The organism is Acetobacterium fimetarium, assembly GCF_014284475.1.
Taxonomy (GTDB): Bacteria; Bacillota; Clostridia; order Eubacteriales; family Eubacteriaceae; genus Acetobacterium; species Acetobacterium fimetarium.
In genome coordinates this window covers 26,258-52,579 of record NZ_WJBC01000003.1, presented here as the reverse complement: position 1 = coordinate 52,579, position 26,322 = coordinate 26,258, and the positions used below count along the sequence as shown (strand labels likewise).

The 26,322-nt window shown below is 41.8% G+C and carries 22 protein-coding genes; 20 read left to right on the top strand and 2 right to left on the bottom strand.

Annotated elements, in window-relative coordinates; translation table 11 throughout:
* Window positions 1-3: 3 nt before the first annotated feature.
* The 7 genes from GH808_RS02935 to GH808_RS02905 all read left to right on the top strand — a co-directional run bounded on the left by GH808_RS02935 (window position 4) and on the right by GH808_RS02905 (window position 5,288).
* Window positions 4-1,251, top strand: coding sequence for an integrase core domain-containing protein (locus GH808_RS02935; protein WP_186841321.1), 1,248 nt, complete (start codon window positions 4-6; stop codon window positions 1,249-1,251).
* A complete protein-coding gene (locus GH808_RS02930; RefSeq protein ID WP_186841320.1) occupies window positions 1,248-2,048 on the top strand; it encodes an ExeA family protein in 801 nt (266 codons plus the stop codon). The genes GH808_RS02935 and GH808_RS02930 overlap by 4 nt, the downstream gene beginning before the upstream one ends.
* A gap of 10 nt (window positions 2,049-2,058) precedes the next feature.
* Window positions 2,059-2,379 (top strand): DUF6618 family protein, encoded by a 321-nt coding sequence (locus tag GH808_RS02925; protein WP_186841319.1) that lies wholly within the window; start codon window positions 2,059-2,061, stop codon window positions 2,377-2,379.
* Window positions 2,380-2,625: 246 nt separating this feature from the next.
* Complete coding sequence (gene tnpA, locus GH808_RS02920) at window positions 2,626-2,940, top strand: IS66 family insertion sequence element accessory protein TnpA (RefSeq protein ID WP_186841318.1); 315 nt, start codon at window positions 2,626-2,628, stop codon at window positions 2,938-2,940.
* Window positions 2,937-3,275 (top strand): IS66 family insertion sequence element accessory protein TnpB, encoded by a 339-nt coding sequence (gene tnpB, locus GH808_RS02915; protein ID WP_186841317.1) that lies wholly within the window; start codon window positions 2,937-2,939, stop codon window positions 3,273-3,275. Before tnpA ends, tnpB begins: the two co-directional genes overlap by 4 nt.
* Window positions 3,276-3,392: 117 nt before the next feature.
* Window positions 3,393-5,030, top strand: coding sequence for an IS66 family transposase (tnpC, locus tag GH808_RS02910; protein ID WP_186841316.1), 1,638 nt, complete (start codon window positions 3,393-3,395; stop codon window positions 5,028-5,030).
* 48 nt (window positions 5,031-5,078) lie between these two features.
* Window positions 5,079-5,288: a hypothetical protein gene (locus GH808_RS02905; RefSeq protein WP_186841315.1), complete on the top strand. Its 210-nt coding sequence runs from the start codon at window positions 5,079-5,081 to the stop codon at window positions 5,286-5,288.
* A gap of 288 nt (window positions 5,289-5,576) precedes the next feature.
* Here GH808_RS02905 and GH808_RS02900 read toward each other — a convergent pair whose 3' ends face one another.
* Window positions 5,577-7,064, bottom strand: coding sequence for a helix-turn-helix domain-containing protein (locus tag GH808_RS02900; RefSeq protein WP_186841314.1), 1,488 nt, complete (start codon window positions 7,062-7,064; stop codon window positions 5,577-5,579).
* 292 nt (window positions 7,065-7,356) lie between these two features.
* Between GH808_RS02900 and GH808_RS02895 the strand changes: the two genes are divergently transcribed.
* From GH808_RS02895 to GH808_RS02865, 7 genes are all read left to right on the top strand, one after another.
* Window positions 7,357-8,796 carry an FAD-binding oxidoreductase gene (locus tag GH808_RS02895; RefSeq protein ID WP_186841313.1) on the top strand — a complete coding sequence of 480 codons (1,440 nt, stop codon included), beginning with the start codon at window positions 7,357-7,359 and terminating at the stop codon, window positions 8,794-8,796.
* A 17-nt stretch (window positions 8,797-8,813) separates the two neighbouring features.
* Window positions 8,814-9,983 (top strand): (Fe-S)-binding protein, encoded by a 1,170-nt coding sequence (locus tag GH808_RS02890; RefSeq protein ID WP_186841312.1) that lies wholly within the window; start codon window positions 8,814-8,816, stop codon window positions 9,981-9,983.
* A gap of 18 nt (window positions 9,984-10,001) precedes the next feature.
* Window positions 10,002-10,409 (top strand): glycine cleavage system protein GcvH, encoded by a 408-nt coding sequence (gene gcvH / locus GH808_RS02885; protein ID WP_186841311.1) that lies wholly within the window; start codon window positions 10,002-10,004, stop codon window positions 10,407-10,409.
* Between the two features lie 207 nt (window positions 10,410-10,616).
* Window positions 10,617-10,808, top strand: coding sequence for a hypothetical protein (locus GH808_RS02880; protein ID WP_186841310.1), 192 nt, complete (start codon window positions 10,617-10,619; stop codon window positions 10,806-10,808).
* On the top strand, window positions 10,799-12,178 hold the full coding sequence (gene lpdA / locus GH808_RS02875) for a dihydrolipoyl dehydrogenase (RefSeq protein ID WP_186841309.1): 1,380 nt from the start codon (window positions 10,799-10,801) through the stop codon (window positions 12,176-12,178). Before GH808_RS02880 ends, lpdA begins: the two co-directional genes overlap by 10 nt.
* A 208-nt stretch (window positions 12,179-12,386) precedes the next feature.
* Window positions 12,387-14,606, top strand: a complete 2,220-nt coding sequence (locus tag GH808_RS02870; protein WP_186841308.1) for a methyl-accepting chemotaxis protein — start codon at window positions 12,387-12,389, stop codon at window positions 14,604-14,606.
* Window positions 14,607-14,958: 352 nt separating this feature from the next.
* The gene (locus GH808_RS02865; RefSeq protein ID WP_243166084.1) at window positions 14,959-16,077 is read left to right on the top strand and encodes an MFS transporter; all 1,119 of its coding nucleotides are present in this window, start codon (window positions 14,959-14,961) and stop codon (window positions 16,075-16,077) included.
* Between the two features lie 469 nt (window positions 16,078-16,546).
* Here the strand turns inward: GH808_RS02865 and GH808_RS02860 are convergent, their stop codons facing one another.
* The gene (locus GH808_RS02860; protein WP_186841307.1) at window positions 16,547-17,221 is read right to left on the bottom strand and encodes a TetR/AcrR family transcriptional regulator; all 675 of its coding nucleotides are present in this window, start codon (window positions 17,219-17,221) and stop codon (window positions 16,547-16,549) included.
* 351 nt (window positions 17,222-17,572) lie between these two features.
* On the opposite strand from GH808_RS02860, the gene GH808_RS02855 reads away from it, so the two are divergent.
* The 6 genes from GH808_RS02855 to GH808_RS02830 all read left to right on the top strand — a co-directional run bounded on the left by GH808_RS02855 (window position 17,573) and on the right by GH808_RS02830 (window position 26,218).
* Window positions 17,573-18,631: a uroporphyrinogen decarboxylase family protein gene (locus GH808_RS02855; protein WP_186841306.1), complete on the top strand. Its 1,059-nt coding sequence runs from the start codon at window positions 17,573-17,575 to the stop codon at window positions 18,629-18,631.
* A gap of 180 nt (window positions 18,632-18,811) precedes the next feature.
* Window positions 18,812-19,855 carry a uroporphyrinogen decarboxylase family protein gene (locus tag GH808_RS02850; RefSeq protein ID WP_186841305.1) on the top strand — a complete coding sequence of 348 codons (1,044 nt, stop codon included), beginning with the start codon at window positions 18,812-18,814 and terminating at the stop codon, window positions 19,853-19,855.
* A 78-nt stretch (window positions 19,856-19,933) separates the two neighbouring features.
* The gene (locus GH808_RS02845) at window positions 19,934-20,731 is read left to right on the top strand and encodes a methyltetrahydrofolate cobalamin methyltransferase (RefSeq protein ID WP_186841304.1); all 798 of its coding nucleotides are present in this window, start codon (window positions 19,934-19,936) and stop codon (window positions 20,729-20,731) included.
* Window positions 20,732-20,933: 202 nt separating this feature from the next.
* The gene (locus GH808_RS02840) at window positions 20,934-21,563 is read left to right on the top strand and encodes a corrinoid protein (RefSeq protein WP_186841303.1); all 630 of its coding nucleotides are present in this window, start codon (window positions 20,934-20,936) and stop codon (window positions 21,561-21,563) included.
* Between the two features lie 404 nt (window positions 21,564-21,967).
* Window positions 21,968-23,146, top strand: coding sequence for an MFS transporter (locus GH808_RS02835; RefSeq protein WP_186841302.1), 1,179 nt, complete (start codon window positions 21,968-21,970; stop codon window positions 23,144-23,146).
* A 759-nt stretch (window positions 23,147-23,905) separates the two neighbouring features.
* On the top strand, window positions 23,906-26,218 hold the full coding sequence (locus GH808_RS02830; protein WP_186841301.1) for a methyl-accepting chemotaxis protein: 2,313 nt from the start codon (window positions 23,906-23,908) through the stop codon (window positions 26,216-26,218).
* Window positions 26,219-26,322: the final 104 nt, after the last annotated feature.

The following is a 26,322-nucleotide window of genomic DNA, read 5'->3' as shown; positions in this document are numbered from 1 at the left end:
ACCATGAACCAGAATAAAGCTCAGGCAGTCGCGCTGATGCGCTATGCTGTCATCGCGCCCCTTATTTCAGGCCTTTCGGATGCTTATCCGTCCAACGAGGCTTTCTTTCGTGACGCTTCCCTTAAAGGGGTGCTGCTGGCCGACGGATCAACCCGGCACTTTGCACCACAAACGATCAAGTACTGGTACCGCAATTATCTGCATAAGGGCTTTGATGGCCTGCTCCCTTCGTCCCGGTCGGACAGCGGCCAGCCACGCAAGCTGGATGACGATCTTCAGGCCCAGATCCGGTATCTGAAAGTAAACTATCCGCGGATGTCGGCGGCGGCCATTTTCCGCCAGCTTCGCGAGAACGGCAGCGTTACAGCTGGTGAACTGTCTGAATCGACGGTCAACCGTTTTATCAAACAACTGGCGCTGGAGATGAAGACCACCACCAACCATGACATGCGACGCTATGAACGCCCGCATATCAATGAAGTCTGGTGCGGGGACAGCAGTGTCGGTCCCTATCTTAAAACGCCGGATGGAAAGAAGCATCGGGTTTTCATTGTCGCCCTGATTGATGACGCCAGCCGCCTGATTGTCGGGATTGATGTTTTTTTCAATGATAATTTCGTGAACCTGATGTCGGTCATGAAATCAGCGGTCGCCCGGTATGGTCGCCCACAAATCTACAACTTTGACAACGGCAGCTCCTTCAAGAACAAACAGATGGAGCTGTTGGCAGCCCGTACCGGTTCGGTCCTTCACTATAACCAACCTTATACGCCAATCCAGAAGGCCAAAATTGAACGGTGGTTTCGCACCATGAAAGATCAATGGCTGGCCAGTCTGGATATCCGCGATTTCACCTCGCTTTCGGGGCTGCGTGACCACCTGCGGGCTTATGTCCTGCGCTATAATCAGACCCCGCATTCATCGCTTAAAGGCCTGTCACCCCAGGACCGCTTCTTTTTGGAGCCCCAACACATGCGTCGTCTTTCTGATGAGGAAATCGAAAAGCATTTTCTTCTGGAGATTGAACGGCGGGTTTCCATCGATAGTGTCATCACCATCGATCAGGTGGAATACGAAGTGGACTGCCGTTTTGCCAGGCAGCGGGTATGTCTGCGTTATTCCCCGGACATGGAAAGAATCTTTATCGCTGAAGCGGATGGCACCCTGACGCCCATCCGTCTGCTCAACAAACACGAGAATGCCTTTGTCAAACGGGAAAAAATCCATTTATGTCGGGGTGATGCATCATGAACTATACCACGCGCTACGGGCTCGAATTCAACCCCTTTCTGAAGAATTCAAAAGAGATCCTGATCGATACCAGCGAATACCGGGAAACCTGTTTTCGTCTCGATTATCTGGTTAAAACCAAAGGCTTCGGTCTGCTCACCGGTAGCCCCGGACGGGGCAAGACCACGGCAATCCGTAACTGGGCCGCCGGTCTCAATCCTTCCTTATTCAAGGTCATCTACTCCAGTTTTTCCACCCTGACCCCCAATGACTTCTATCGCCATCTGGCGACCGAATTCGGGGCTCAGCCGTCTTATCGGAAACCCGATAATTTCCGGATTATTCAGGAGGAAATCTCCCGTCTTGCCCTTGAAAAGCGTAAAACGCCGGTCATCATCATTGATGAAGCCAACCATATCAACAGCGCCATCTTAAATGATCTGAAGATTCTTTTCAACTTCGAGATGGATTCAAGAGATCGGGCGGCCATCCTGCTTGCCGGTCTCCCTGCGCTTAACTCAACCCTGCGCCTGGGGATTCATGAACCACTCCGCCAGCGCCTTGTCATGAATTATGATCTGGGTAGCTTGACCGGTGAGGAAGGTCGAACCTATGTGATCGATAAACTAAAAGGTGCCGGCTGCCATCAGCCTGTTTTTGAAGAAAGTGCCCTTCAGGCCATTCTTAACGCAGCCGACGGAACCCCGCGGATGATCAACAAGTTTTGCAACGCCAGTCTGCTGATCGGCGAAAGCCATAAAGCGGCCACCATTGATGCCGATATCGTGATGCAGGCCATTAACGATACTGAGCTTTAGGGGGGCAGGCATGACTTTTGATTATTACTGCTCTGATGGGCAGTCCGACACTGCTTCCTGGCAGGGACAGGTTCGTCTGATCACAACCGTTAAACCCTATGAGCTGACCGTGACCGCCCGCAACAGCTCTTTTCATATCATTTGCGGTACCTATACCTACGGCAACTTTTTATGCATCCCGGATCTGGGGGTATCAACCCCACTTGCCGCTTTAAATGATAGCTTCTGGAATCTGGAACAGCTTACCATCAACAATCCGGATTTATCAGAAACCGATGCCATCAGCATCATCTGTGCTTTAAAAGCACTCAAATCCTATCTACCTATCTGATGAAAAGCAGGGAAACCTGCTTTTTTTAGATCTTTTAATTTGCTTCGTTAATATCGCTGTTTATTTAACCTGCCGAATCAGGTGTTAATAATGTGCCTTGTTAACCTCGTTTCCCGTTATTTTGGTTAAAATAAAATGCCGGATGGTGGTGCTTATAATGTTAATGTCAAATAGACTACACATATTTCACACTAAAGATTCATGCAATAATACCTTCATCAGATTAATAAATGGAGGTATTTTTTAATGTCCAAAGATGAACTGCACGCATTTCGACGCCAGCAGATTGAGGATTATCGCAATTCCAGCCAATCTGCAGAAACCTGGTGCTATGCGAATGCAATGAAGTTATCCACGCTACGTTACTGGCTGCGACGAATCAAAGACGCCGATCAGCCAGAGCCGGAACAGGCCTGGGCTACCATGAAACTGATTGATAAAGCAACGAGCGCTGATTCAACCCCAATAATTATCCGGGTTAATGCCTTTGAGATCAGTCTGTATCGGGGTTTTGAGCCAGCCGTTTTAGCCGCTGTGATCAAAACGCTTCAGGGGATATGATTGATACTGCGCTGATTGATGAGGTTTTTGTTGCCTGTTTTCCTTGTGATATGCGAAAATCGATCAATGGACTTTCTGCACTCGTGCAGCTGACTTTCGATATGGATCCCTTTGCCAATCATCTCTATGTCTTTTTTAATAGAAAGGGGGATAAGGCAAAAATCCTCCGCTGGTCAAACAATGGCTGGTGGCTTTACTATCGTAAGCTCAGCCGTGGCACATTTAAATGGGTATTTAATGAGACCCAGACGGTTAAAGGCATTTCCGAAAGGCAGCTGCGCTGGCTTCTGGATGGCCTTTCACTGGAAACAACCGCAGGCTCACCGGGCCGTTAGCAAGCGCTTGATAATATGATTTTTTCAATGTTTGAAACTTCTAAAAAACAGCACTGTTATGCGGTTTTGACGATTTTTAAACTGTTCTTTTTAGTGGTTTTGTGGTATAATAAACTCATGAAAAATCAATCGGAACCACCTAAAATTCACTCCTTAACGACACAATCGCTACCCTATGATGAGCTGCTCAAAACCTGTAAGGAACTGCAGGTTCAATTGATCCAGACGCAAACCCAGCTGACCTGGGCAATGGAACAGATCCGACTCCTGACCCACCAGAAATTCGGATCAGGCTCTGATAAAGTTGCTTATCCCGATGGCAGTGATCAGCTCTGCTTTTTCAACGAACCCGAAGCGACTGCAGATTTTTCTGTTGCTGAGCCGGATCTTGACGATGTTCTGACGGATGCTCGTAAACCCCGTAATAAAAAAAGCATGGGTAAACGGGAAAAGGATTTTTCCAATCTGCCGACCATTGTTTTTGAACATGAACTGCCAGAGTCGGAACGCATTTGTCCCAATTGCAGTCATCCCCTTCACGATATGAAAGTGGAAATCACCCGCCTGCTTAAATTTATTCCCGCCCGGTTTGAAGTGGAGGAACATCGTCGGCATGTCTATACCTGCCGCGAATGCGCCAAACATGACGATGGGATTGATTTAAGAATTCCCTTTATTCGTGCGGCTATGCCAAACACCCTTATTCCCGGCAGCTTTACAACGCCGGAGCTGGTCGCTGCCATTATCAATGCCAAGTACGTCTGTGCCATGCCGCTGGCCAGACAACAGCAGGAGTTTGAACGCTACAGTGTGGCACTCTCCCGGCAGACCATGTCAAACTGGTTGCTGCGCTGTGCCGAAGACTACTTTTTACTGCTCTATCAGCGGATGCGGGAAATCATGCTTACCCGGGATATTTTGCATGGCGATGAGACCACCGTTTCAGTTGCCAATGAAACCGATCGCCCGGCAACCAGCCAAAGTTATATGTGGGTCTACTGTACCGGAGTTCATGATGAAACTCCGATGGTCTACTATGACTATCATCCCACCCGAAGCAAGGAAGCGGCGCTCAGCTTTCTGGGAACCTATAAAGGTTTTCTTCATGCTGATGGTTATGAGGTTTATCATCGGCTGACTCCGGATATCACGGTGGTCGGCTGTCTGGCACATGTCAGGCGGGGCTTTTCCAACGCCATTAAATCCTTATCAAAAGAAGAACAGAAACGGACGGCTTCGTATGAAGGGGTTCAATTTTGTGATACCATTTTTCATATCGATAAGAAGCTTGCCGACTGTACCCCAGCCGAACGACAACAAAAGCGGCTGACCTTGCTGAAACCGGTGATGGCGGCGTTCCACGACTGGCTCGTCAGAATGAAGGCCAATGCCCTGCCAAAATCCTATCTGTCCGATGCCGTGAATTATACCCTGAATCAATGGACTTACCTGGAGAACATCCTTAAAGACGGTCGCCTGGAATTAACAAACAACCGTGCGGAACGCAGTATCCGCCCCTTTACAATCGGACGTAAAAACTGGGTCATGCATAATACCCCTGAAGGTGCAACAGCCAGTGCCATGATTTATAGTCTCACCGAGTCAGCTAAAAGCAATCAGCTTAAACCCTACAACTACCTGGTATACATTCTCAAAGAGATGGCCAACACTGATCTGGTGAACTACCCTGAATTAATTGATCAATTTCTTCCCTGCTCAAAAACACTTTCGCCGGATTGCTACAAAACCAGTTGATAAACATCAAACTACGAGTCCCGCTCCTCCAGGAGTTGGGCTTTTTTTATGGATACGTGCCTACAGTTTGACATTTACCTTGTCATGTTTATCTGGTACTCTGGCAACGTGGCAGCGGCTGATCGACTTGACATAAAAGTTGATATGTTGTATACATGGATCGGCAAAGCTAAAAGAGGCAAGGTTGGTTTTTGCGAAGAACCTGGGGATAGTACGACCAGTGATACAAATAAATTAAAAGACTTGAAAAAGAACTAAGGGAAGCCAGAGAAGAAATTGAGATTTTACAGGATACAGGATGCGCTTGTTTTTTTGTCAAGCGCCGAAAGAAATAGCAAAAAAATAACAGGTGACTTTCATTTCAAGCAGATGCAGCAAATGGCCCGTCGCCCAACTTTGTCAGGTAATTGAAGGGTTCTTCCTTAAATTTGAGTAAATAAATTGAAATCATTCATATGGTATTGATAGTTTCAGTGTTTTAAAAGAGGAGAATTATGTTTTGGCGCTGATGTGTACTAATGATTATACTCAAAAAATTGCAGGAAACTATCTGCGGATTTGCGGTGGAATATCAGCGTTTTTCATCATTCGGTATGAAAGCATAATATGTGCCCGGACTTCTTCGTTAGTTAAATCTACATCTACTAACTCATTAATACGGTGCAGCCGATAAAGCAATGTATTTCGATGAACAAAAAGTTTGTCTGCGGACAGAGAAAGACTGCGTTCGTTTGATAAATAGACGTACAGCGTCAGTAAGAGCTGCGCGTTTTTTTTACGATCATAGTTGGCAAGGGTAATAACAGCAGGGTGAAAAAGCTGTGAAATATTAACCATATCCTCCAGTTGATCAAATAAGTATTCCCAAATATGATCGATACACAAACTAATACGGCTATTTTGATCACAGTATCGAATTGAAGTTTCAGTTTGCTTGAATTGAACAGAAAGCATATCCCAACGGGAAAAAGGCATTGAAACACCGCAAATAAAGGAAAGTTCATTGACTAATTGTTCGATTTGCACCTTTACTTCGGCAAAGTCGGATTCGCAGATCAGCATGAGGGGTCGTTCGTTCCAGATAAACATTTGCCCCCGTACTAATGAAGTTTTAAGCTCTCCGCAAAGTACCTCTGCTGTAAGTGAGCCCTCGCTATTCCAAAAGCTCAAGAGCAGAAAATGATCGCATTTTTCCCAGCCCAGTGTAACCAGTACCCAGTTCAGCTTTTCTGGATCGACTGTTTTTTTGTCGAGCAGATCACAGAACAATTCAGAAAGTGAGGTTGCCTCTTGAGGCGGGTTTATGCTTTCCAAGGCAGAAAGAAGCGTAGTAGCCAGAACACAGGTTGTATCGGTGACTGGTGTTTTACATTGCATGATCTGCAGATATAAATGGTAATCCAGCGGGCTATCCACCTTGCCAATGATGCACTTGAAGTCATTATCGGGAAATTCAAATATGGCAGTGGTATTTTTATGGGTAACGGTATAATAATTGGGTGAATTGCGCAAGGTCTGAACTGAAGACAATGGGAGCCTTCGTTTTTTTACAATATGGCTCCAGGCAGAACGAAAATAATCGTTTGCATAAGCTTTTGTAAAGGCAAAAACTTCGCCATGCCAGTTTGCAATAAAGGCAGGATTTTTAAAATAAGGTTCGGTAAGATCAAGCAGTTCCTGCATGTCGGCACCCCTATAAACCGCATTCATGAGCTGATTTTCATAGTTGCGATAATAGTCAAAGGCAGCTATGGCCAGATTGAGAATTTTAGGAAGGCATAATTCGTCGAGAATCAGAAACATATCGTCGGCAACACACATCACCAGCTTATTTTCTTCCGGCAAGGGTTGAAACGCTGCACCCAGCGATCCGGCCAATTCGCCACAGCGGCCGATAGTAAGGTAATTTGGCAAACATGCACCATCGAACAATCGAACACCGGCAAGCGGCGTATATTTTTTACCAGATTCCCGCAGTACGGCACAGCTTTGCGAAATAAACCGTTCCTTGATCATATCAACTGAAATATCCATCGTGGTATCCTTTACATTACTTGTGCGATGCGCACAATTTATCGAGATGCGGAGTGCGAATTGTTATTCACTCCGTACATTGTTATCGTTTTAACACTATGTATAATATAACTAGATGCATAGCAAAGTCAACAGCAATGTACAAATGTTTGGGTAGTTTAAAGTTATGTGAATAGGCGAATCGGTCCAGAAAGCCAGTGGGCAGAGTGTACAAAATTTCTGAATGGCCTGTTTTAACATAGAAGTACAACCGACATTTTCCAAAGAGTTGGCAGAATAGAGAGGAGATCTAATGAAACAAGAAACGAAAAGTGGTCATGAATTGAAAAACGCAATTGCGGCGATTGTCGGACCAAAATATGTGATTGATGATTATTTTGCACTGATTCCATATGCAAGAGATATTAGCGCATTTCCTGGCGTAATGCCTGGTATCGTCGTACGGCCGAAGTCTTCTGAAGAATTGGCGGAGATTGTGAAGCTGGCGAATCGTACCGGCTATCCGATTACAGTAAAAGGCGGCGGTCAGGCAGGCGGCGGTGTCACCAAAGGCGAGGCAACCCGGAATATCATGGTTGATATGGGTCGCATGGATGAGATCGAGGTTGATATTGAAAATTCAAGGGTAGTTGCCGGGGCTGGATCCCGTTTAAGTACCATCGATGATGCGCTGAGACCCTATGGTCATTTTATCAATACCGTCATTGGGCCTTATTACACAGCAACGGCTGGTGGGCTTACAAGTGGCATCGCTGGCGCCGGATTTGGTAAAAATGTGTCAACTTTGGGATGTAATTGGACCTTTGTACTGGGCTTAAAAGTCGTCCTTCCGAATGGCGATATTATTACAACAGGCGCCGGTCCGGATTCAAATGTAAATCGCGAAGACATCTATTTCAGAGAAGTAACCGGTCCTGATCTGACCGATTTGTTTGTTGGAAGTGGCGGCGCATTTGGATTGATCACTGAGGTGGTATATCGAACCCTGCCGATACCGAAGCATATGAAGGCGATCAGCTATGTAACGCCTTCCATGGAGGTTACCTGGGCGATTCAACTGGAGCTGAGTGCCAAAGAGCGCGTCCCCTACACCAACACCATTATGTTTGAAATGACAAACTACATGGTTAAGGCAATCGCTGATGGAATTGAAGGCTATGGAGCTATTTTTTATGCAGTGGAAGGCGATGATGAAGCTGATATCGACAGCAGAATCAAAGAGATTTCAGCAGTCTGTGAAAAGCATGGGGCCATTCATGGAAATGAAAAAATGGATCATTTTGCGATGACCGGCACAACCGGAACATTGGAAATGGTTCGGGATGTTCCGTCGAATTCCTGTCCGTTTATGACCTGGGAATCAATGTTCCCCCGTTCAAAATCGCTTGAATTCACAAAGGGCTTACAGGATGCGTTCAAAAGTGTTGAAGGCCATCGGGAAAATGCCACGGCGGCAGGTCTTTACCTGGTACCGATGGGACATATCTTCTTGACTGGCATAACCATCAGAAGTGGGTTTTCCACACCTGAAGCGGAAGAACATTTGCGAAAGACATGGCGTGTAGGAGAGGAATATATGCGAAAGGTTGGAACCTGTTCGACCTATTCACAAGGAACAAACTCAAACTTTATTGCTGAATCCTGGTCACCAAACCACTCTAAGATGATGAATTCAATCAAAAAAGTACTTGATCCGAAAAATATCATGTGTCCAGGGCTTTGGAATTTCTAAAAGAGGAGATATAAATCATGTTGGATAAATATAAAAAAATGGCATTTGGATGCAGTCGCTGCGGCATGTGCATTGTCGGAGAAGCGGGTTACATCTGTCCGATTCAGCAACATACTGGTGGATTTGATCAGTACGCAGCGCGGGGACGTAATCAAATTGCAAAAGCAATCCTGAATGGCGAATTGGAATACAGCGAAGAACTGATGGAAAGCACTTTCACCTGTCTTGGCTGCAACAGTTGTCATGAACAGTGTACACGAATGGATCCCTTAACCGGAGAAAAAAATATTATTGATGAAACCAAACTCACGAATGCATTAAGAGTCGACCTGGTGAAAGCCGGTTTTGGCCCGCCAGAAGCGCTAAAAAGTGTCGATGCCGGGGTGCAATCAAAACATAATGTATTTGGTGAACCCGTCGAAAAACGCACCAAATGGGCCGAAGGACTTGACTTACCAAAGCAAGGGGACACGGTTTATTTTGCGGGTTGCTATGCTTCTTACCGAAACACGAAAATTCCTAAAGCGACCGTCGCGGTGCTCAAAGCTGGTGGGGTTGATGTGGCGTACCTCGGTGAAGATGAATGGTGTTGCGGGGTTCCCCAATTAGCAGATGGTAATATCGGGCTGGCCGAAGAATTAATTCAGCATAATGTGGAAGCACTCAAAGCTGCTGGTGTTAAAAAAGTTATCACATCCTGTGCCGGTTGTTTCCATGCATTAAAAACAGAATACCCAGAAATTATTGGCAAACTTCCCTTTGAAATCGTTCATAGCAGTGAAGTGATTGCGGAACTGATTGATAATGGGAAAATTAGTCTTGATACCGAAATTGAAAAGACCTTTACCTATCATGATCCCTGCCATCTTGGGCGTCATGAAAATGTTTATGAACAACCACGAAAAGTGCTGAACGCAGTTAAAGGGGCAACCTTTGTTGAAATGCCAAGAAACAAAGCAAACGCCTGGTGTTGTGGTGGCGGTTCGGTGGTTTCAACAGCGTTCCCGGAAATATCAAATGAGATTGCCGCCGGCCGTGTCGCCGAAGCGAAAGGGACATCTGCAGAAACGATTGTTTCGACTTGTCCTTCCTGTGAAAATGGCCTGAATGCAGCAGCAAGAAAATCAAAAATTGAAGTAATCGATCTGTCTGTTCTGGTGGCCAATGCCATGGGTATACAGATTTAAGAAAGAGGTGTTGAAAATATGGCTGAAGAATATGAAGTAAGAGGAATACCTTCCTATACGAAAGAAGATACCTGGGCAAAAGTTATCGGCGACGGGGCGGTGAAGGTTGGTATTACTGATTACGCGCAGAAGATGCTCAGTGAAATTACTTATGTGGATCTTCCGGAAGTTGGGAGTGCGGTTGTGCAATTGGAGTCTTTTGGATCGGCTGAATCGTCCAAATCGGTTGCCGACATCTATTCCCCAATCAGCGGCATCGTTGTAGCAGTAAATCAAGATCTTGCTGATGATCCTGAGATGATTAACCGGGATCCCTATGACGCCGGCTGGATTATTGAGATCACACCATCAAACCTGGACGAAGAGCTTAAGAATTTGCTCAGCGCTGATGAATATAAAGCGCTGATCAAAGAAAAAACGAGTTAATTGGCGGTCAATTAAAGTCGGGGAAATAATCCGGATCTTTGTGAAGGAGATCCGGATAAATAAGTAAGTTTGATGACTTAAACCAGAAATTTAAAGACGAGGTTCGATAAATTAGAGAACTCAGTCTTTTTCTGGTTTGAGTCATTGTGCTGTATATGCCGATGTCCGGTTTTAGTCAGAAACCATTTAACAAACCAGGGCAGGTAAATGACGGGCATCAAAGCAATTGAACTAAGAATAACAGACAAAGAAAGGCGAAAGAGAATAATGAAAAATTCATTACTCAAAAAATTAGAAATAGGCCGATTTGCTGCAACGGCAGCCAAAGGCGCAGAAGAAAACGCACCAAAAAGCATCGGTATGGCCAGAGTACAACGGTTGGTGACGATATGCGGATAACAGTTATTGGAGCAGGCCCAGGCGGATATGAAGCGGCCATTATGGCGGCAAAACTTGGTGCTGAAGTGACGATTATTGAAAAAAATTCGCCCGGTGGAACGTGTTTAAATCGCGGTTGTATCCCGACAAAAGCGCTTTTGGCTACTTCCGACGCATTGGAAACCATTCATAATGCCAAAGCCTTCGGCATTAATGTGGAAGGCACGGTAGCCCCGGATTTTAAAGCGGTGATGGAGCGTAAGGCCAAGGTGGTCAGTGGTCTGGTTAAGGGAATTGAATACCTTTTTAACGCAAATAATGTGACCATGATCAAGGGAACGGGTAAGCTGGTTGACAAAAATACCGTCACCGTAACAAAAGATGATGGATCAACGGAAACCATTGCAACGGATAAGATTATTCTGGCGACTGGATCCGTGCCAATAGTTCCCGCCATGTTCCAGTTTGATGGAAAAAAAGTCATCAGCAGTGATGAGGTTCTGGACCTTCAGGAATTGCCAAAATCCATGATCATCGTGGGTGGCGGGGTTATCGGCTGTGAAATTGGTCAGTTCCTCAGTCGCATGGGAACACAGATTACCATTGTCGAAATGGTTGATCAGATTCTTCCGTTAGAAGATGCTGAAACGGCCAAACAACTGGCGCGACAATTTAAAAAAGATAAGGTAAAAGTGATGACGGGTAGCGGCATTGCTGGGGTTGAAGTGACTGAAACGGGAGTCAAAGCAAATCTTGCCGATGGCAAATCGGTCGAAGCTGAGTTAATGCTGGTTGCCATTGGACGTCGCAGTTACCTTGATCAATTGAATGCACAGGGAGCAGGCGTCGAGCTTGACGAACGTGGACGGATTAAAGTTAACGATAAAATGGAAACAAATATCCCAGGCATTTATGCCATTGGTGACATCGTTGCGACACCATTGCTGGCACATGTTGCCGCTAAAGAAGGGATCGTCGCAGCTTACAATGCCGTAAAAGATGCCGGAAAAACAGTAGCATATCAAGCTGTACCCCGCTGTGTCTACACTGAACCGGAAGTGGCAGGGGTCGGTTTGACCGAACTGGAATGCGTAGCCCAGGGGATTGCCTATAAAGTCGGACAATTTGATTTCAGAGCCCTTGGCAAAGCGCAGGCAATGGGTAAAATTCAGGGGTTTGTTAAAATTATTGTTGATTCCAAAGATGTCATCATTGGTGCCGCGGTTGTCGGTGCTCATGCCACCGATCTCCTGGCAGAACTTTCGCTGGCAGTACACCTGGGATTGACGGCAGAACAGATTGGGGATTGCATTCATGCCCATCCAACGTTATCAGAAGCAATTATGGAAGCAGCCCATGATGTTCATGGGGTGTGTGTACACAAAGCCTGACCTTTAGTATTTAATTTTTTCTGGCGTTAAGTATTTTGTACCAGCGTTACACTCTCAATTAAATAATTATTTACTCAAACTTCGCACATTAAATAATGAATTAATTCACTGTGAAGAGCTTTTCTGTTTGAAAATATTGGCTCATACACGCAGTCGATGATTTATGTGCGAAGTTTGTGTGATAAATAAAAAGAAATAGGAATAGGATATGAATAATAATCAAAAAGCAAACATTTTTTCAGATAATATGACAGTTTCTCTTGATGATGTCAAGGTGAAAATCCGCTTGACCACTAAAATGGCAGTGTTTACAGTGACATTGCTTTCATTAGCGGTGATTCCACTAGGTATACTGGCTTACTTTGGAGCGCCCAAAAATATCATTCTTGTTCTTACGCTTGGTGTGCTCATACTTGGTTGTGTTGCAGCCTGTGTTGCAGCTAATAAAATTATTGGTCCCATGACCGCGTATAAGGACACCTTAGATCGATTGGCTAAGGGTGATGTATCGATGGAAATACCGGAAGTAAAAACCAAAGATGAATTTGGGCAGCTTGCTCAATCTTTTAAACGGATGGTCGATATCCGCAAAAGTCAGGCAGAAATTGTTCAGGAGTTAGCAAAAGGCAATCTGCAAGTGAAGATTATACCTCAGTCCAGCGAAGATGTTCTTTCTCATGCGCTGATCAGTCTGGTGAGCACCCTGAATCATGTTTCCGAGGAACTGACATATTTGGGAGAGGAAGCCACTGCTGGCAGGAAGGTTGATGTAATAACTGAGAGCGTCGGATATTCCGGATCGTACCAGCAATTTATGATCAGCATTAAAAAAGGTTATGAGAATCTTTCAACCATCGTAAGTCTCGCCGGCAGATATATTGCGCAAATCGGAGCAGGGGTGGTACCGGATAGAATTGAAGAAACATATCCCGGTAATTATCAGAAAATCATTAATTTTATGAATTCCGGAGTTGACGGATTAGGGGCTTTGGAAGAAGGAAATAAGGTTTTAAGACTGATGCGCGTCAATGATATCACCCAGAAAATTGAAGGCGATTATCCCGGTATTTACGGAGAAATTGCGACTTCGGTTAATAGGGTCAGAGAAACAATTATTAATGTAGTTGAAATTAATAAGGCAATTGCCGCTGGTAAATTTAAAAATGAGCTGGAAATGATGAAGCAACATGGTCAACTAAGCGAAAACGACGAATATCTTCCGAGTATGATTGCCCTGGCAGAAAACATCTCCATGCTGGTACAGGAGACCAGCCAATTAACTGATTCTGCCATTGCAGGTAACTTGGATAACCGTGGCGATACAAGTCGCTTCTCAGGAGAATATGCTCAGGTTATTGCAGGTTTTAATAATGCTTTGGATGCTCTCACAGCCCCAATGCAGGAAGCTTCTGTTGTTCTAAATGAATTATCTCAGGGAAATCTTCGTGCCGCCATGATCGGGAGTTACAAGGGGGAAAATGAACAAATCAAGAATGATATGAACAAAACTATCGAGTTTTTGAACGTTTATGTCAGTGAAATCTCGAAAACTCTGGCGGCGATCAGTCGAGGAAATCTTGATCAGGAAATCACCACCGAGTACTTGGGTGACTTTATGGAAATTAAAACTTCACTCAACGGCATTGCAAAAAGTTTGAGCGAAACCATGAAAGATATCAGCAATACTGCCGAACAGGTAGATTCCGGTGCGCAGCAGCTTTCGGCTGGGGGTCAGGCGGTGGCGCAGGGAACCACCGAACAGGCGAGTTCCATTCAGGAATTAAGTGCTTCGATCGAAGAAGTGGCCGATGAAACAAAACGAAATGCCAATAATGCCAATAATGCCAATGCTCTTACAGAAAAGGTTCGTGAGAATGCTCAGATAGGGAATGCACAAATGGCGAAAATGGTCCAGGCCATGACAGAAATTAATGATTCATCCAACAATATTTCCAAAATTATAAAGGTAATCGACGACATTGCCTTCCAAACAAATATTCTGGCATTGAACGCCGCCGTGGAAGCGGCCAGAGCCGGTCAGCATGGGAAGGGATTTGCTGTTGTTGCCGAAGAAGTAAGAACTCTGGCGGCTCGGAGTGCTGAAGCCGTTAAGGAAACTACCGCACTAATTGAAGGTTCCATCGAAAAAGTGGCAGATGGCACAGCGATTGCTGGTGATACAGCTGAAAGTCTAATGGTAATTTTAAGCGATATTGAAATGGTTGCTGGTCTGGTGGCAGAAATAGCCAGAGCATCCAATGATCAGGCCTCGGAAATTTCACAGATTACCATTGGTATAGAACAGGTTTCAAGCGTTGTTCAAACCAATTCGGCCACCGCAGAGGAAAGCGCGGCAGCCAGTCAAGAATTATCCAGCCAGGCACAAATGCTCAAGGATATGGTTGGTTTTTTTGAACTAAAAAAGTAAAGCAATAAATATCGAATTATTAAAAAAGACATGTTGCAGTTGCAAAGCAACATGTCTTTTTGCGTTGAACTTTTCTTTAAACAAATCAATTATCTGAACAGCTAGGTTAAAGACAGACTTCCGGAATGTTTTAAATCCGGAAGTCTGTTTGTGATTAAAAAAAACAGAAAAAAATTAATTTTATAGTATAGTAGATAATGAAAAATTAGCGGATTGACAATACATCATGTCTTGGTCAGGTTTGAAAATCGCTAATATTTTCAAAAATAATTTGTAAAATTTAAGGAGTGAAGGACATGTTAAATATCGTCCTGCTTGGTCTGGTGAGTTTTTTTCAGACCTCGGCTCAGAAATGGTTTACCCTTTGATCCCCTTGTATCTGACATCGGCATTTGGAGCGACGCCAGTACTTGTCGGGATCATCGAAGGGATTGCAGAAAGTATTGCCAGCTTATTAAAGGTCTACAGCGGTTATATCTCAGATAAGTACAAGCGGAAAAAAATTCTGGCTTTTGGTGGGTATTCCACCGGAATCATTTATAAAATAGCGCTGTTGATTGCCTCCTCCTGGACAGGGATCTTGTTTGCCAGAGTGATTGATCGGATTGGAAAAGGGATCAGGACAGCGCCCCGGGATGTTTTAGTCTGTGAAAGTGCGGATACAAACAAGATGGGGAAGGCTTTTGGTATACACAAAGCTCTGGACATGGCCGGATCAGCCCTAGGAATCTTAATCGCTTTTTTCCTCCTGTCACAGGCGGAAGGAAACCTTGACTATAAAACGCTGTTCACAATTTCTATCATTCCCGCAGCAATCGGGTTGGTGATCCTACTGTTTGTCAAAGAAAAAAAAGAACTACGAGAAGTCAAAGAGCGAGAACCCTTCTGGAGAAATGTGAAAAATTTGGATGTAAACTTAAAACTTTACCTGGCTGTGACGTTTATTTTCACACTAGGCAATTCGTCCAATGCTTTTTTAATTCTCAGAGGAAAGAGTCTAGGCCTAACTGACGCAAATGTGATTTTGCTCTACTTCATTTATAATGTATCAGCAGCTTTATTTTCCGTGCCTTTTGGTCATCTGTCGGACAAGTACGGCCGGAAAAAGATTCTTGTTTCTGGGTATATCACCTTTGCCTTGGTTTACGTCGGGTTTGCTTTTGTCTCAAATGCAGAGGTGCTGGTGATTCTGTTTATCATTTATGGTCTTTACACCGCCATGACAGCAGGCGTTGAACGGGCTTTAGTCTCAGAAATTTCACCAGTCAATCTAAAAGGGACAATGCTGGGACTTCAGGCCACCATTGTAGGGATTGCCCTGCTGCCAGCCAGTGTCATTGCCGGCCTGTTATGGAACGTTTTTGGACCTCAGGCACCATTTGTTTTTGGCGCCGGGCTGTCTCTGTTTGCCGCCGGTATGCTGATTTTTCTGATGAACCGAAATCCTAAAAAACTAATTAAAAATCAATGATGAAAGAATTAAGAAGTTGAAACGGGGGCTGTCATTTTCTGAAAGGTCTCTTACTGATGAGGCTTACTGAGCAGGCCATTTGTTTGTCGAGTTTTCTTAGCCACTTATCCATAAAGTCACCGTTCTAGCTGCCCATCGTCTATCAAAAAAGAATCAATCTTTTCCGGGCAAAGAAGCTGAGCTGCCATAACCGCCTGTTTCTTTGTCAAGGCGCAAAGTGGGGCAGCACAATCGCATAGCATCGCCATACATTCTTCTAGTGTCTTATATTCAATTTCCGTGGTGTCGAGTGCCAAGTTTAGGCTGTCCGTCATGAATGATATTAAAAACCGAGGCGTGGATGGATATTCTGATTACATCCGCTGACGGGCCTATTGGATTTCAGGAAACTATTGCTGGGGTTGAACCGTCTAATCAGAAATGTTAGCAAAAGAAAACTGTTTAGCCAACTGAAAATTACGATATCCAATTATTGAATACTAATCATGAATGGTTCAATGGTCAAAATTTTCATTTTTCTATAAAGAACATATGATTTCTCAAGAAGATCATCGACAGTAACCTCAGGAATGTGCATAAAAGAAAACATAAGTTTAATTTCAAAATTTAAACACCCATCTTTGGAAAGGTTATCAAAAAAATTCTCCAACCATTTTTTATGAACACCAAACGATATCGATGTAGTGGCGACTCCAAATAATTCAATATCAGTTTGACTAAGACCCAGGTTATATTCATCAGAGTGGAGTTTGAAAAAATAATTAAGTTTGTCTGCAAATGAATCTAAGAAAAGTCCATCAACACAAAGATCATAATAAAATCGTCGATAAGATTCATTGGTTTCAATTAAATCTAAAAAAATAATTCTTTCAATGATCGTTCCAATTCTAAGATTGTATTCTCCACAGGTATCTATTAAGTATTTCTTTGTTTTTTCTTTTATATCAATCAGAAAGTCAGAATAAATCTCAATGCCAATATTCTTTTTGGAATCGCAGTGTCGTGTAATCGTTCTTGGATTAACAGTTGCTTTTTTACAAATATCCTGATATGTCGTATCAGCATAACCTTTTTCGTAAAATAATGTTCTGCAGGTTTCCGTAATTGTTTTTTTAGTAAGGATACCATTTTTATATGTTGCCATAAATTCTCCTAAAATTCTATGTCTATTAAAGGCAGGGTAAATATTTAGATAGGTCAAAATAATCTAAATATATTGAAACAGTATACTATAACAGTACAAAAAGATCAAATTTGGTAATATAAGGTATTTACTAAAAAAAAGGCTTGACTTCTGCAAGGTTAAGAATATAATTAAAAAAGGTAGTGCACTTACATTTGGAAAAGATGCTAATTTAAGAGGAAAATGATTTTTGAATGAAAAATAAAATAATTTAGAAAAATTATTAACTAATATTAGACAATTATCATAAAATCTCATCGTTACAAAGTATTGATTTCCATTATGTGATGCAAGTTAAAAAGGAGGTTAAAAATGACAAAGTATCAATTTGATGAAAAAGAAGTAAGGGACATGGGCATGTATGCAGCGGTTCCTGGTATGTATGGTTTACCAAGTGGACCAGTGAGGAAATTTGACACGCCGATAACCCCAAAAGAAAATTTTCTACGTATCTATCGGGGAGAGAAATTAGTATGGCTGCCAAATATGGCAACAGATTGCAATATGTTGCAGCCAGAAGTAATGCCGGATGCTTATGCGAGAAACCATGGTGGCATTGATTGGTTTGGTATTGAGTGGGAATATGAGTCACTAACAAATGCTGCGATGGTTAAGCCAGGTACGCGAAGATTGTCAGATATTACAAAGTGGAGAGAAGAACTGATATGGCCAGTCTTGAATGCAATTGACTGGGAAAAGGATTATAAGGAAAATTATGAGCCAGTTATTGATTCTGATCGAGTTACAATGTTTGCAATTGTAAACGGTTTATTTGAGCGAACGGCGGACTTAACAAATTTCGCTGACACCTTTTGCTATCTGCTTGAAGAACCAGAAGAATTGACTGCTTTTTTTGATAAGCTCGTTGATTTTCATATTGATTTAATAAAAATCGCAAAGAAATACTACCACGCTGATATTATTACCTTTCACGACGATATGGGATCTCAAAAAAATTCTTTCATGTCACCTGAAACATTTAAAAACATGATGATGCCGCATTATAAGAAAATCACTTCAGCAGTACATGATCTTGGTATGTTTATTAACTACCATTCTTGTGGTAGCGTGGGAAATCTTTTACCCTATTTTATTGAAAGTGGCTTTGATTCTTGGGAAGGTCAGGATTCGGCCAATAACAAAGTTGAATTGATGAATCAATATGGCGATCAACTCATTCAGGCTGGAATGATATTTTTCCCTGAAGATGCCACAGATGAGCAGGTTGATGAAATGATTGATGAGGCTCTTGAAACGCTTGGAAAAAAAGAACGGTTTTTTCTTGCTTATTCGTCTGATATGAAGATTGAACGTAATTACCATTCGATGGGCAGACTTTATGAAAAAAGTCGAAAATTCTACAATCAATAGCGGGTAAAGTCGAATTTTATCTATTATTTGGCTGTTGAGAAAAAATTTACTACACAATAAAATTGAAATATTCAATTAAAGTAGAATAATAATCAAATTCTTAATAACCTTTGTTCCTATTGCGAAAGAGCGTAAGCAACGAGAACGTTGTTTACTGAAAAAAATAAGGAGTAATCAAAAATGATTAAATATCCATTTGATGAAAAAGAGATAAGAGATATTGGTATGTATGATGCAATTCCCGGTCCCAGTGGACCAGTACGAAAATTTGACACACCAGTTACACCAAAAGAAAATCTTATGAGCATATATCGGGGAGAAAAACCGCTGTGGGCACCAAATTTAACGGTAGACTGTAATATGGTTCAGCCGGATATTATGCTGGATGCTTATGCACGAAATCATGGCGGCTTTGACTTTTTTGGTATTGAGTGGGAATTTGAGCCTCTGACGAATGCAGCGATGGTTAAACCGGGAACCCGGAGACTTTCGGATATTACGAAATGGGAAGAAGAAATTATTTGGCCGGATCTGAAAGCAATTGATTGGGAAAAAGATTATAAAGATAATTTTGAATCTGTTTTAGACTCGGATAGGGCCACGATGTTTATGATCCTCAATGGTTTATTTGAAAGAACTGCAGATTTAACGAGTTTTGCGGATACTTTTTGTTATTTGCTTGAAGAACCGGAGGCATTAACGGATTTTTATAATAAACTTGTCGATTGGCATATTGAATTAATTACAATTGCAAAAAAATATTATCATGCGGATATCATTACGTTTCATGATGACATGGGGACTCAAATTGATTCCTTTATGTCTCCAAATACATTTAAAGAAATTATGATGCCGCAATACAAAAAAATTACCGCAGCTGTACATGAACTTGGAATGGTAATCAACTACCATTCCTGTGGTAGTGTAGGCAATCTGATCCCTTATTATATTGAATGCGGTTTTGATTCATGGGAAGGGCAAGATTCAGCAAACAACAAAAATGAACTAATGGAAAAATATGGCGATCAACTTATTCAAACTGCAATGCTTCTGTTTCCCGAAGAAGCCAATGATGAGCAAATTGACGAAATGATTGAGAACGCTTTGAATACAGTTGGAAGAACCGGACGTTTTATTGGATGGACAATTGATATGAAGCCTGAGCGAGTCAATCAGACAGTGACGAAATTTTACGAAAAAAGCCGCAAATTATATAATCAATGAAAATGAAAAGTTTAGAATTGAAGATTTTTAATATGGAAATCACATATTACACAATCCAATTTGGAAGGAAAGTTTAAGATGATAATTATTGGAGAAAAAATTAACGGTGCAATTCCCTCAACGGCGAAGGCCATTGCAGAAAAGGATGCAGAATTTATCCGAAACCTGGCAATTAAGCAGGCTGAAGCCGGTGCGAATTTCATCGACGTCTGTGCCTCGGTAGATGATGACATCGAACTGGAAACCATGAAATGGCTGATTGATATTGTCCAGGATGCTACCGATGTGCCCATTGCGGTGGACAGTCCCAATGTGTATACCTGTATTGAATCGATGAAATACTGCAACAAACCGGGACTGTTTAATTCGGTATCACTGGAAGTGGATAAGGTCGATGTCGCTTTCAAAGTAATGGCCGATACCAAATGGGAATGTGTTGCTCTGCTAAATAGTGACAAGGGCATCCCCAAAACCGCCAAAGATCGTCTGGATGTGTTCACTGATTTAATGGCAAAATGCAAAGAATATAAGATCGACCCCTCCCGGATGCATATTGATCCCTTGATTGAAATGCTCTGTACCTCCGAAGACGGCATCAGTATGGTTACCGAAGTGATCCGGGAAATCAAAAGCCAATATCCAACCATTCATGTCACCGGGGCCGTCAGCAACATTTCTTTCAATCTGCCAGCCCGACGGATTGCCAATCAGGCCTTTGCTGTTTTAGCGATGAGTGCCGGGATGGACAGCTTTATTCTGGATCCCCTGAACAAAGACATGATGGGGATGCTGTTTGCCACCGAAGCGATGATAGGTGAGGATGAATACTGCATGGAATATATCGGTGCTTTCCGGGAAGGTGTTTTTGTAAAATAAGAGTGTCAAATTTCGGAAGCGTCAAAGTGACGAGCAGATTTGCTGGGGAGATTCGAGATCTCTTAAGAGGCTCAGAACCTTGACTAAACGATACAGAAACGATTATTCACTGCAATAACCATTCAACAAAAGAAGTTTAAACAATACTCGAAACACACACAGGTTACGGGTAAATTAAAGATAAATCTAAGGAGAAATTAAGATGTCAAAAATTGAAGATGTAAAAGTATTGGTCGAAACTGGTAAATCAAAGAAAGTAGCCGCTGCTGTTCAGGAAGCTCTGGATGCTGGCGATAAAGCGCAGGATATTCTGGATGCGATGATCGCTTCCATGGGCGTTGTAGGTGATAAGTTTTCTACTGGCGAAATCTTTGTTCCGGAAATGCTGATTGCTGCAAAAGCAATGTCTAAAGGGGTGGAAGTGCTAAAACCTGTTATGGCAGGCGATATCTCAACATCACTGGGAACCTGTATCATGGGAACCGTTGCAGGAGACTTGCATGATATTGGTAAAAACCTGGTTATCATGATGCTTGAAAGCTCAGGATTTGACATGGTAGATCTGGGTGTGGATGTACCAGCAGAAAAATTTGTAGAAGCCGTTAAAGAAAATGACAATGTTGTACTGGTCGCTTGTTCAGGTCTATTAACCACAACCATGCCAGCATTAAAAGAAGCAGTTCAGACAATCAAAGCAGCTTATCCAGAAATGAAAGTAATCGTTGGTGGCGCACCTGTCACTCAAGAGTATGCTGATGAAATTGGTGCGGATGGTTATGCACCGGATGCCGGAAGTGCAGCAACAAAAGCAAAAGAAATGATTAGTGCTTAAGTAAGAATATTATTTCAGATAGTACTTAAAAACTTATGTAATTTCAATATATTATTCGCACTTAACAATTAATACTGAAATAGCAAGCTTTACCAGACTTGCAATGACTGAAATAATTCACTTTTAAGTTTATTACACTGCTCATGTGCAGCTGCAAGCAAGATAGATGCTTGCCGCAGAACCTATCTACCTGGGTTTGTATTTAATACATGTCCCAGGTGGTAGGTGTAATAAGATACATGATACATTGCATCTTAAAAAGAAAAAAGAAAACCGTTATGACAAACTAAAAAGCCCGATGCTCTAAGAAAAGCAAGAAAATTATTTCTTTGTGTAAACTTACTTATTTCGAAAGGAATATGGCGTTTAATAAAAGCCTAAATTAAAGAAACAGGAGAAACAACATGAATGGAAAAAATAAATATTTGTCGTTTGCTGCTATCTATGCAGTGTTCTTTTTAACTAGCGGTCTCGGTATTGTAAATCCCGCAATCCAGTCAATAGCTGAAGCTTTTCCAGATCTTCCATTAACAACAATTATGATGATTTCCACACTTCCATCTTTATTTTTAATACCAGCAACAATTATTACTGGTGCTCTAGCGGGAGATAAAGTTAAGTTCAAAACACTGGCAGTAATTGGAATCATTGTTTTTATCATTGCAGGTGTTGCACCGGCATTTTTGAACAATTTTTCTGGTATCTTGGTATCGAGAGCGTTTATTGGAATTGGCGTTGGTATAGCATTTACAATATCCAGTTCAATTGTTTTAAGACTCTTTGAAGGCCCTCAACAAGGAAATATTTTAGGAGTGGGGAATGTTATCTCCAGTTTAGCCAATGTTCTTTTTGCGTTAGTTGCAGGGGTACTTGTTTCAATAAGTTGGAATTCCATATTTTATATTCATTTGGTTGGTGTTGTTGCGTTAATACTTGTTATATTAGGCCTTCCAGAGCCAGAAAAAATCACTAAAACCAGTTCTGAAAGCGGTCCGAAAGGGAAAATTTCAATCGGAGTATATATACTTGCATCATTAGCTGGAATTAGTATGCTATTAGTTTACCCATTAATGACTGGTATTTCAACGATTGTCGTAACAAAAGAATTTGGTACTGCAGCAGCGGCTGGGTTAGCGTTGTCATTTCTTACAGTAGGCGGGATGATTGGTAATTCATTTTTCGGAAAATTACATCAGAAACTAAAAAAGTTTACTTTAACTTTTGATTTTATTGTAGTAATTATTGGACTGGCTGTTGTATATTATGCTTTTAATATTATCGTAATATATATCGGAATGGTCATCATCGGGATTGGATTCATGTTAGTCGTGCCAACTTTGATGATGGATATCGGAAGTATTGTTTCACCCGAAAGAATTCCATTAGCCTCCAGTTTTGTGATTGCGTTTATGAATATAGGGGCTTTTTTATCACCTTATTATATTAATCTAATTGGATCAATAACAGGAGTTGTCGATGTCAATTTTGTTATTTTTGCGAGTTTGGTCTTATTTATTGTAATGGCTGTCGTATATACAATAATCCAAATGTTCCAGAAAAAGTCAATTAAATCGTACGAATGAAGAATGATTAAATCACTCTAAAATGATGATTAATTTTTAATTTAATTTGCTCCAGTAGAGTTTACCTCTGCTCAGGTAAAATGCTATATTCTAATGTTTCGAACAGGAGCAGGGCTCCTGTTCGAAACAAAATCTGATTGTCGCAAATGTCGGAGGCTCATCTGATAATAATCTGGAATCGCCACTTCGAGACATTGTGGTGAGATCGACAGATGAAAGTCACATGTTGGTTCTCAGCTATTGCAGAGTTGCAACCTGCACTTATTTCCGGGCCATGTACGCTATGCAGAAATCCTGTATCAATGATTTATATCGCTCAATCTAAGACAATCAATTAAACAACAACAAAAAAACTCGTGTAAATTAGCTGATTCAGATTGAAAGTGACAAGAGAGTTTGTCTGCTCTCCCTTTTTAATGAAAAACAAATGCAAAAGTAATCGGTTTTCAATAGCTTTGTATTAATAGAAAAAAATAGTCTCTATTAGGGACGTCTGCAAATTCAATTAGATTGTGATGATTATTTGCGAATTTCGATATATTATTGATGACTTTTTCGGAAGCATAAGCAAAACTTATGAACAATATTGCCTTTTGAATTTTATTTTCAAAAAAGAACGATATTTTGGTTTAAATTGTATTAAAATAATTGCTCAAAAAACGTTTGAAGTGAATACGTTTTCGAACTACAGCAATTTCTGCTCAATCAATTGAAATGTTAGAATTTCCTTTACAAAACTATTATACGAGGTAAAAAATCATGAAAAAAAATATACGAAAACAATTATTACAATTATGTATCCCGATTTTAACGATCTATTTATTGATTGGCTGTGTGGCTTTAGCTATTTTTAATCAAAATGGTCCATCTGAATTCTTCATACACTATTATTCGACAATCATACTGGCAATTTTGGGTGTTGGTTTTTGTTTGAATTTGGGCTCGCTGCTTAGTTTATCATCTAAACATAATGAGCGATCATCAACATTGGCTGATGTCCTGGAACGACTTTCAGTTGGAGAGATAGACATTGATTTGATAGCGATTGATGATGCTACAGATAAACTGGGCCAGGCTGTTTTGGCAATGACAAATAAAATGAGAGTATACGTGGATGCTGCTGACCGATTAGCAAAAGGTGAATTTTCTTCTGAAATGCAGCTAATATTGGATAATGACTTACTGGGAAGAAATCTCATCTCAATTGGGGAATCGCTCTCCATGTTGGAAGAGAATGTTAGAAAATTGTCGGCCAGCATGAACCCTAACGAAGCAAGTCCAGCGGGTTCCAATCTTACAGGCATTTATTCTGATTTGGTTGATACTATTAATAAAACAGTCATTAAATTATCTGATAAAATCGCATTGTATGAGAATGCCATGGATGCCATTCCCTTCCCCATGCATATTCTGGATTCAAATGCCCATGCTTTGTTTTACAACAAAACCCTGGAGAACTTACTGCAGGCGGCAGGACTTATTGAAAACCGGGAAACCGCCAATGGCATAAAAGTCTGCAGTTATGGCGTGGAAAATTGCAATTCAAAAGAATGCTCGGAGAATTGCAGTATTTATCGGCTGATTACGAAAGACCTTACAACCTTTAATTTTGAGTTCATGGGGACTCACAATCAGAAGAATTCCCGTTTTATAAAAAATAATCAAGACGAAAAGATCGGTTTCATTGAAATAACCATCGATCTAACGTCATTGGTGAGTTTAAATCAATACACGAGCGCAGAGGTAGCACGTCTTCAAAAAAATTTACTGCTGCTGGCGGATGGAAATCTCGAATTTGATATGAATCTAGAAACAGGAAATCAGTATACAACCGAAATTCATGAGCATTTCAAAGATATTAACGATAGTCTTGGTATTGTGAAAATATCAATCGGCAATTTGATCTCAGACACAGGAACCTTATCCAGTGCCATCATTACGGGTGATCTGGCAGTGCGCGCAGATGAATCAAAATTTAGCGGCTCCTGGAAAGCGATTATTTCAGGGATGAATAATATTTTGAAAGAAGTCGAAAAACCTCTACATGAAGTTTCGGCTGTAATGGATGCAATTTCTGCAGGAAATTTAAAAACCAGCATCACTGGTCAGTATGAAGGTGCTTTTGACCAACTGAAGCAATCTGTTAATACGACCGTCAATCAATTGAATCATGTTATTGATGAAATAGCGACAGTGACAGGAGCGCTTGGAAATGGCAATTTAAACATTGAAGATGTTTCGGAATTTAGTGGTGATTTTGTTGGAATCTCACAGTCTCTGAACATTATCATTAAAATATTAAATACATTGTTAAGTGAAATTTATACGGCGGCATTGCAGGTCAATTCAGGTGCTGGACAGGTCGCAGCCGGCAGTCAGTCTTTAGCCCAAGGAGCAACCGAACAGGCCAGTACCATTGAAGAACTCACCGCATCGATTACGGAAATTGCCAATCAGACAAAAGAAAACGCAAAAAGTGCCAATCAGACTCGCGAATTAACCGCCTTAGTGCGTAAAAATGCCGATATTGGCAATCTTCAAATGGCAGAAATGCAGAATTCCATGGTCGAGATCAATCAATCTTCAAGAGATATTTCAAAAATCATCAAGGTTATTGATGAAATTGCCTTTCAAACAAACATTTTGTCTTTAAATGCAGCAGTTGAGGCGGCCCGAGCGGGCGTCCATGGCAAGGGTTTTGCTGTCGTGGCTGAAGAGGTGCGAACCCTGGCAGCTCGGAGTGCCGAAGCGGCAAAGGAAACAGCGTATTTGATTGAAGGCTCCATCAGCAAAGTTCAACATGGCACCAGAATGGCTAATGAAACAGCAATGGCTTTGCAGGATATCGTAACGGGTATTTCACAAATAACAGACTTCGTTGGCAATATCTCATCGGCTTCAAGTGATCAGGCAACAGGTATCGCCCAGATCAGTATGGGAATTGAGCAGGTGGCGCAGGTCGTTCAGCAAAACTCAGCAACGTCTGAGGAGAGTGCGGCTGCCAGTGAAGAGCTCTTCAGTCAAGCGGAACTTTTAAAAGAAACCATTAGTCAATTTACGTTAAGAAAATAAAATAATAACTGCTGACACAGAGTATTGATCAATTTGCGTTAAGACAATAAATAATTATTGAAAAAGCTCCATTGGTTTATCATCATTCTGTCAAATAACAAGAA

Coding starts and splice junctions, on each gene's coding strand:
- GH808_RS02935 (WP_186841321.1), top strand. CDS start 4: ATGAACCAGAATAAAGCTCAGGCAGTCGCGCTGATGCGCTATGCTGTC.
- GH808_RS02930 (WP_186841320.1), top strand. CDS start 1,248: ATGAACTATACCACGCGCTACGGGCTCGAATTCAACCCCTTTCTGAAG.
- GH808_RS02925 (WP_186841319.1), top strand. CDS start 2,059: ATGACTTTTGATTATTACTGCTCTGATGGGCAGTCCGACACTGCTTCC.
- tnpA (WP_186841318.1), top strand. CDS start 2,626: ATGTCCAAAGATGAACTGCACGCATTTCGACGCCAGCAGATTGAGGAT.
- tnpB (WP_186841317.1), top strand. CDS start 2,937: ATGATTGATACTGCGCTGATTGATGAGGTTTTTGTTGCCTGTTTTCCT.
- tnpC (WP_186841316.1), top strand. CDS start 3,393: ATGAAAAATCAATCGGAACCACCTAAAATTCACTCCTTAACGACACAA.
- GH808_RS02905 (WP_186841315.1), top strand. CDS start 5,079: ATGGATACGTGCCTACAGTTTGACATTTACCTTGTCATGTTTATCTGG.
- GH808_RS02900 (WP_186841314.1), bottom strand. CDS start 7,064: ATGGATATTTCAGTTGATATGATCAAGGAACGGTTTATTTCGCAAAGC.
- GH808_RS02895 (WP_186841313.1), top strand. CDS start 7,357: ATGAAACAAGAAACGAAAAGTGGTCATGAATTGAAAAACGCAATTGCG.
- GH808_RS02890 (WP_186841312.1), top strand. CDS start 8,814: ATGTTGGATAAATATAAAAAAATGGCATTTGGATGCAGTCGCTGCGGC.
- gcvH (WP_186841311.1), top strand. CDS start 10,002: ATGGCTGAAGAATATGAAGTAAGAGGAATACCTTCCTATACGAAAGAA.
- GH808_RS02880 (WP_186841310.1), top strand. CDS start 10,617: ATGACGGGCATCAAAGCAATTGAACTAAGAATAACAGACAAAGAAAGG.
- lpdA (WP_186841309.1), top strand. CDS start 10,799: ATGCGGATAACAGTTATTGGAGCAGGCCCAGGCGGATATGAAGCGGCC.
- GH808_RS02870 (WP_186841308.1), top strand. CDS start 12,387: ATGAATAATAATCAAAAAGCAAACATTTTTTCAGATAATATGACAGTT.
- GH808_RS02865 (WP_243166084.1), top strand. CDS start 14,959: ATGGTTTACCCTTTGATCCCCTTGTATCTGACATCGGCATTTGGAGCG.
- GH808_RS02860 (WP_186841307.1), bottom strand. CDS start 17,221: ATGGCAACATATAAAAATGGTATCCTTACTAAAAAAACAATTACGGAA.
- GH808_RS02855 (WP_186841306.1), top strand. CDS start 17,573: ATGACAAAGTATCAATTTGATGAAAAAGAAGTAAGGGACATGGGCATG.
- GH808_RS02850 (WP_186841305.1), top strand. CDS start 18,812: ATGATTAAATATCCATTTGATGAAAAAGAGATAAGAGATATTGGTATG.
- GH808_RS02845 (WP_186841304.1), top strand. CDS start 19,934: ATGATAATTATTGGAGAAAAAATTAACGGTGCAATTCCCTCAACGGCG.
- GH808_RS02840 (WP_186841303.1), top strand. CDS start 20,934: ATGTCAAAAATTGAAGATGTAAAAGTATTGGTCGAAACTGGTAAATCA.
- GH808_RS02835 (WP_186841302.1), top strand. CDS start 21,968: ATGAATGGAAAAAATAAATATTTGTCGTTTGCTGCTATCTATGCAGTG.
- GH808_RS02830 (WP_186841301.1), top strand. CDS start 23,906: ATGAAAAAAAATATACGAAAACAATTATTACAATTATGTATCCCGATT.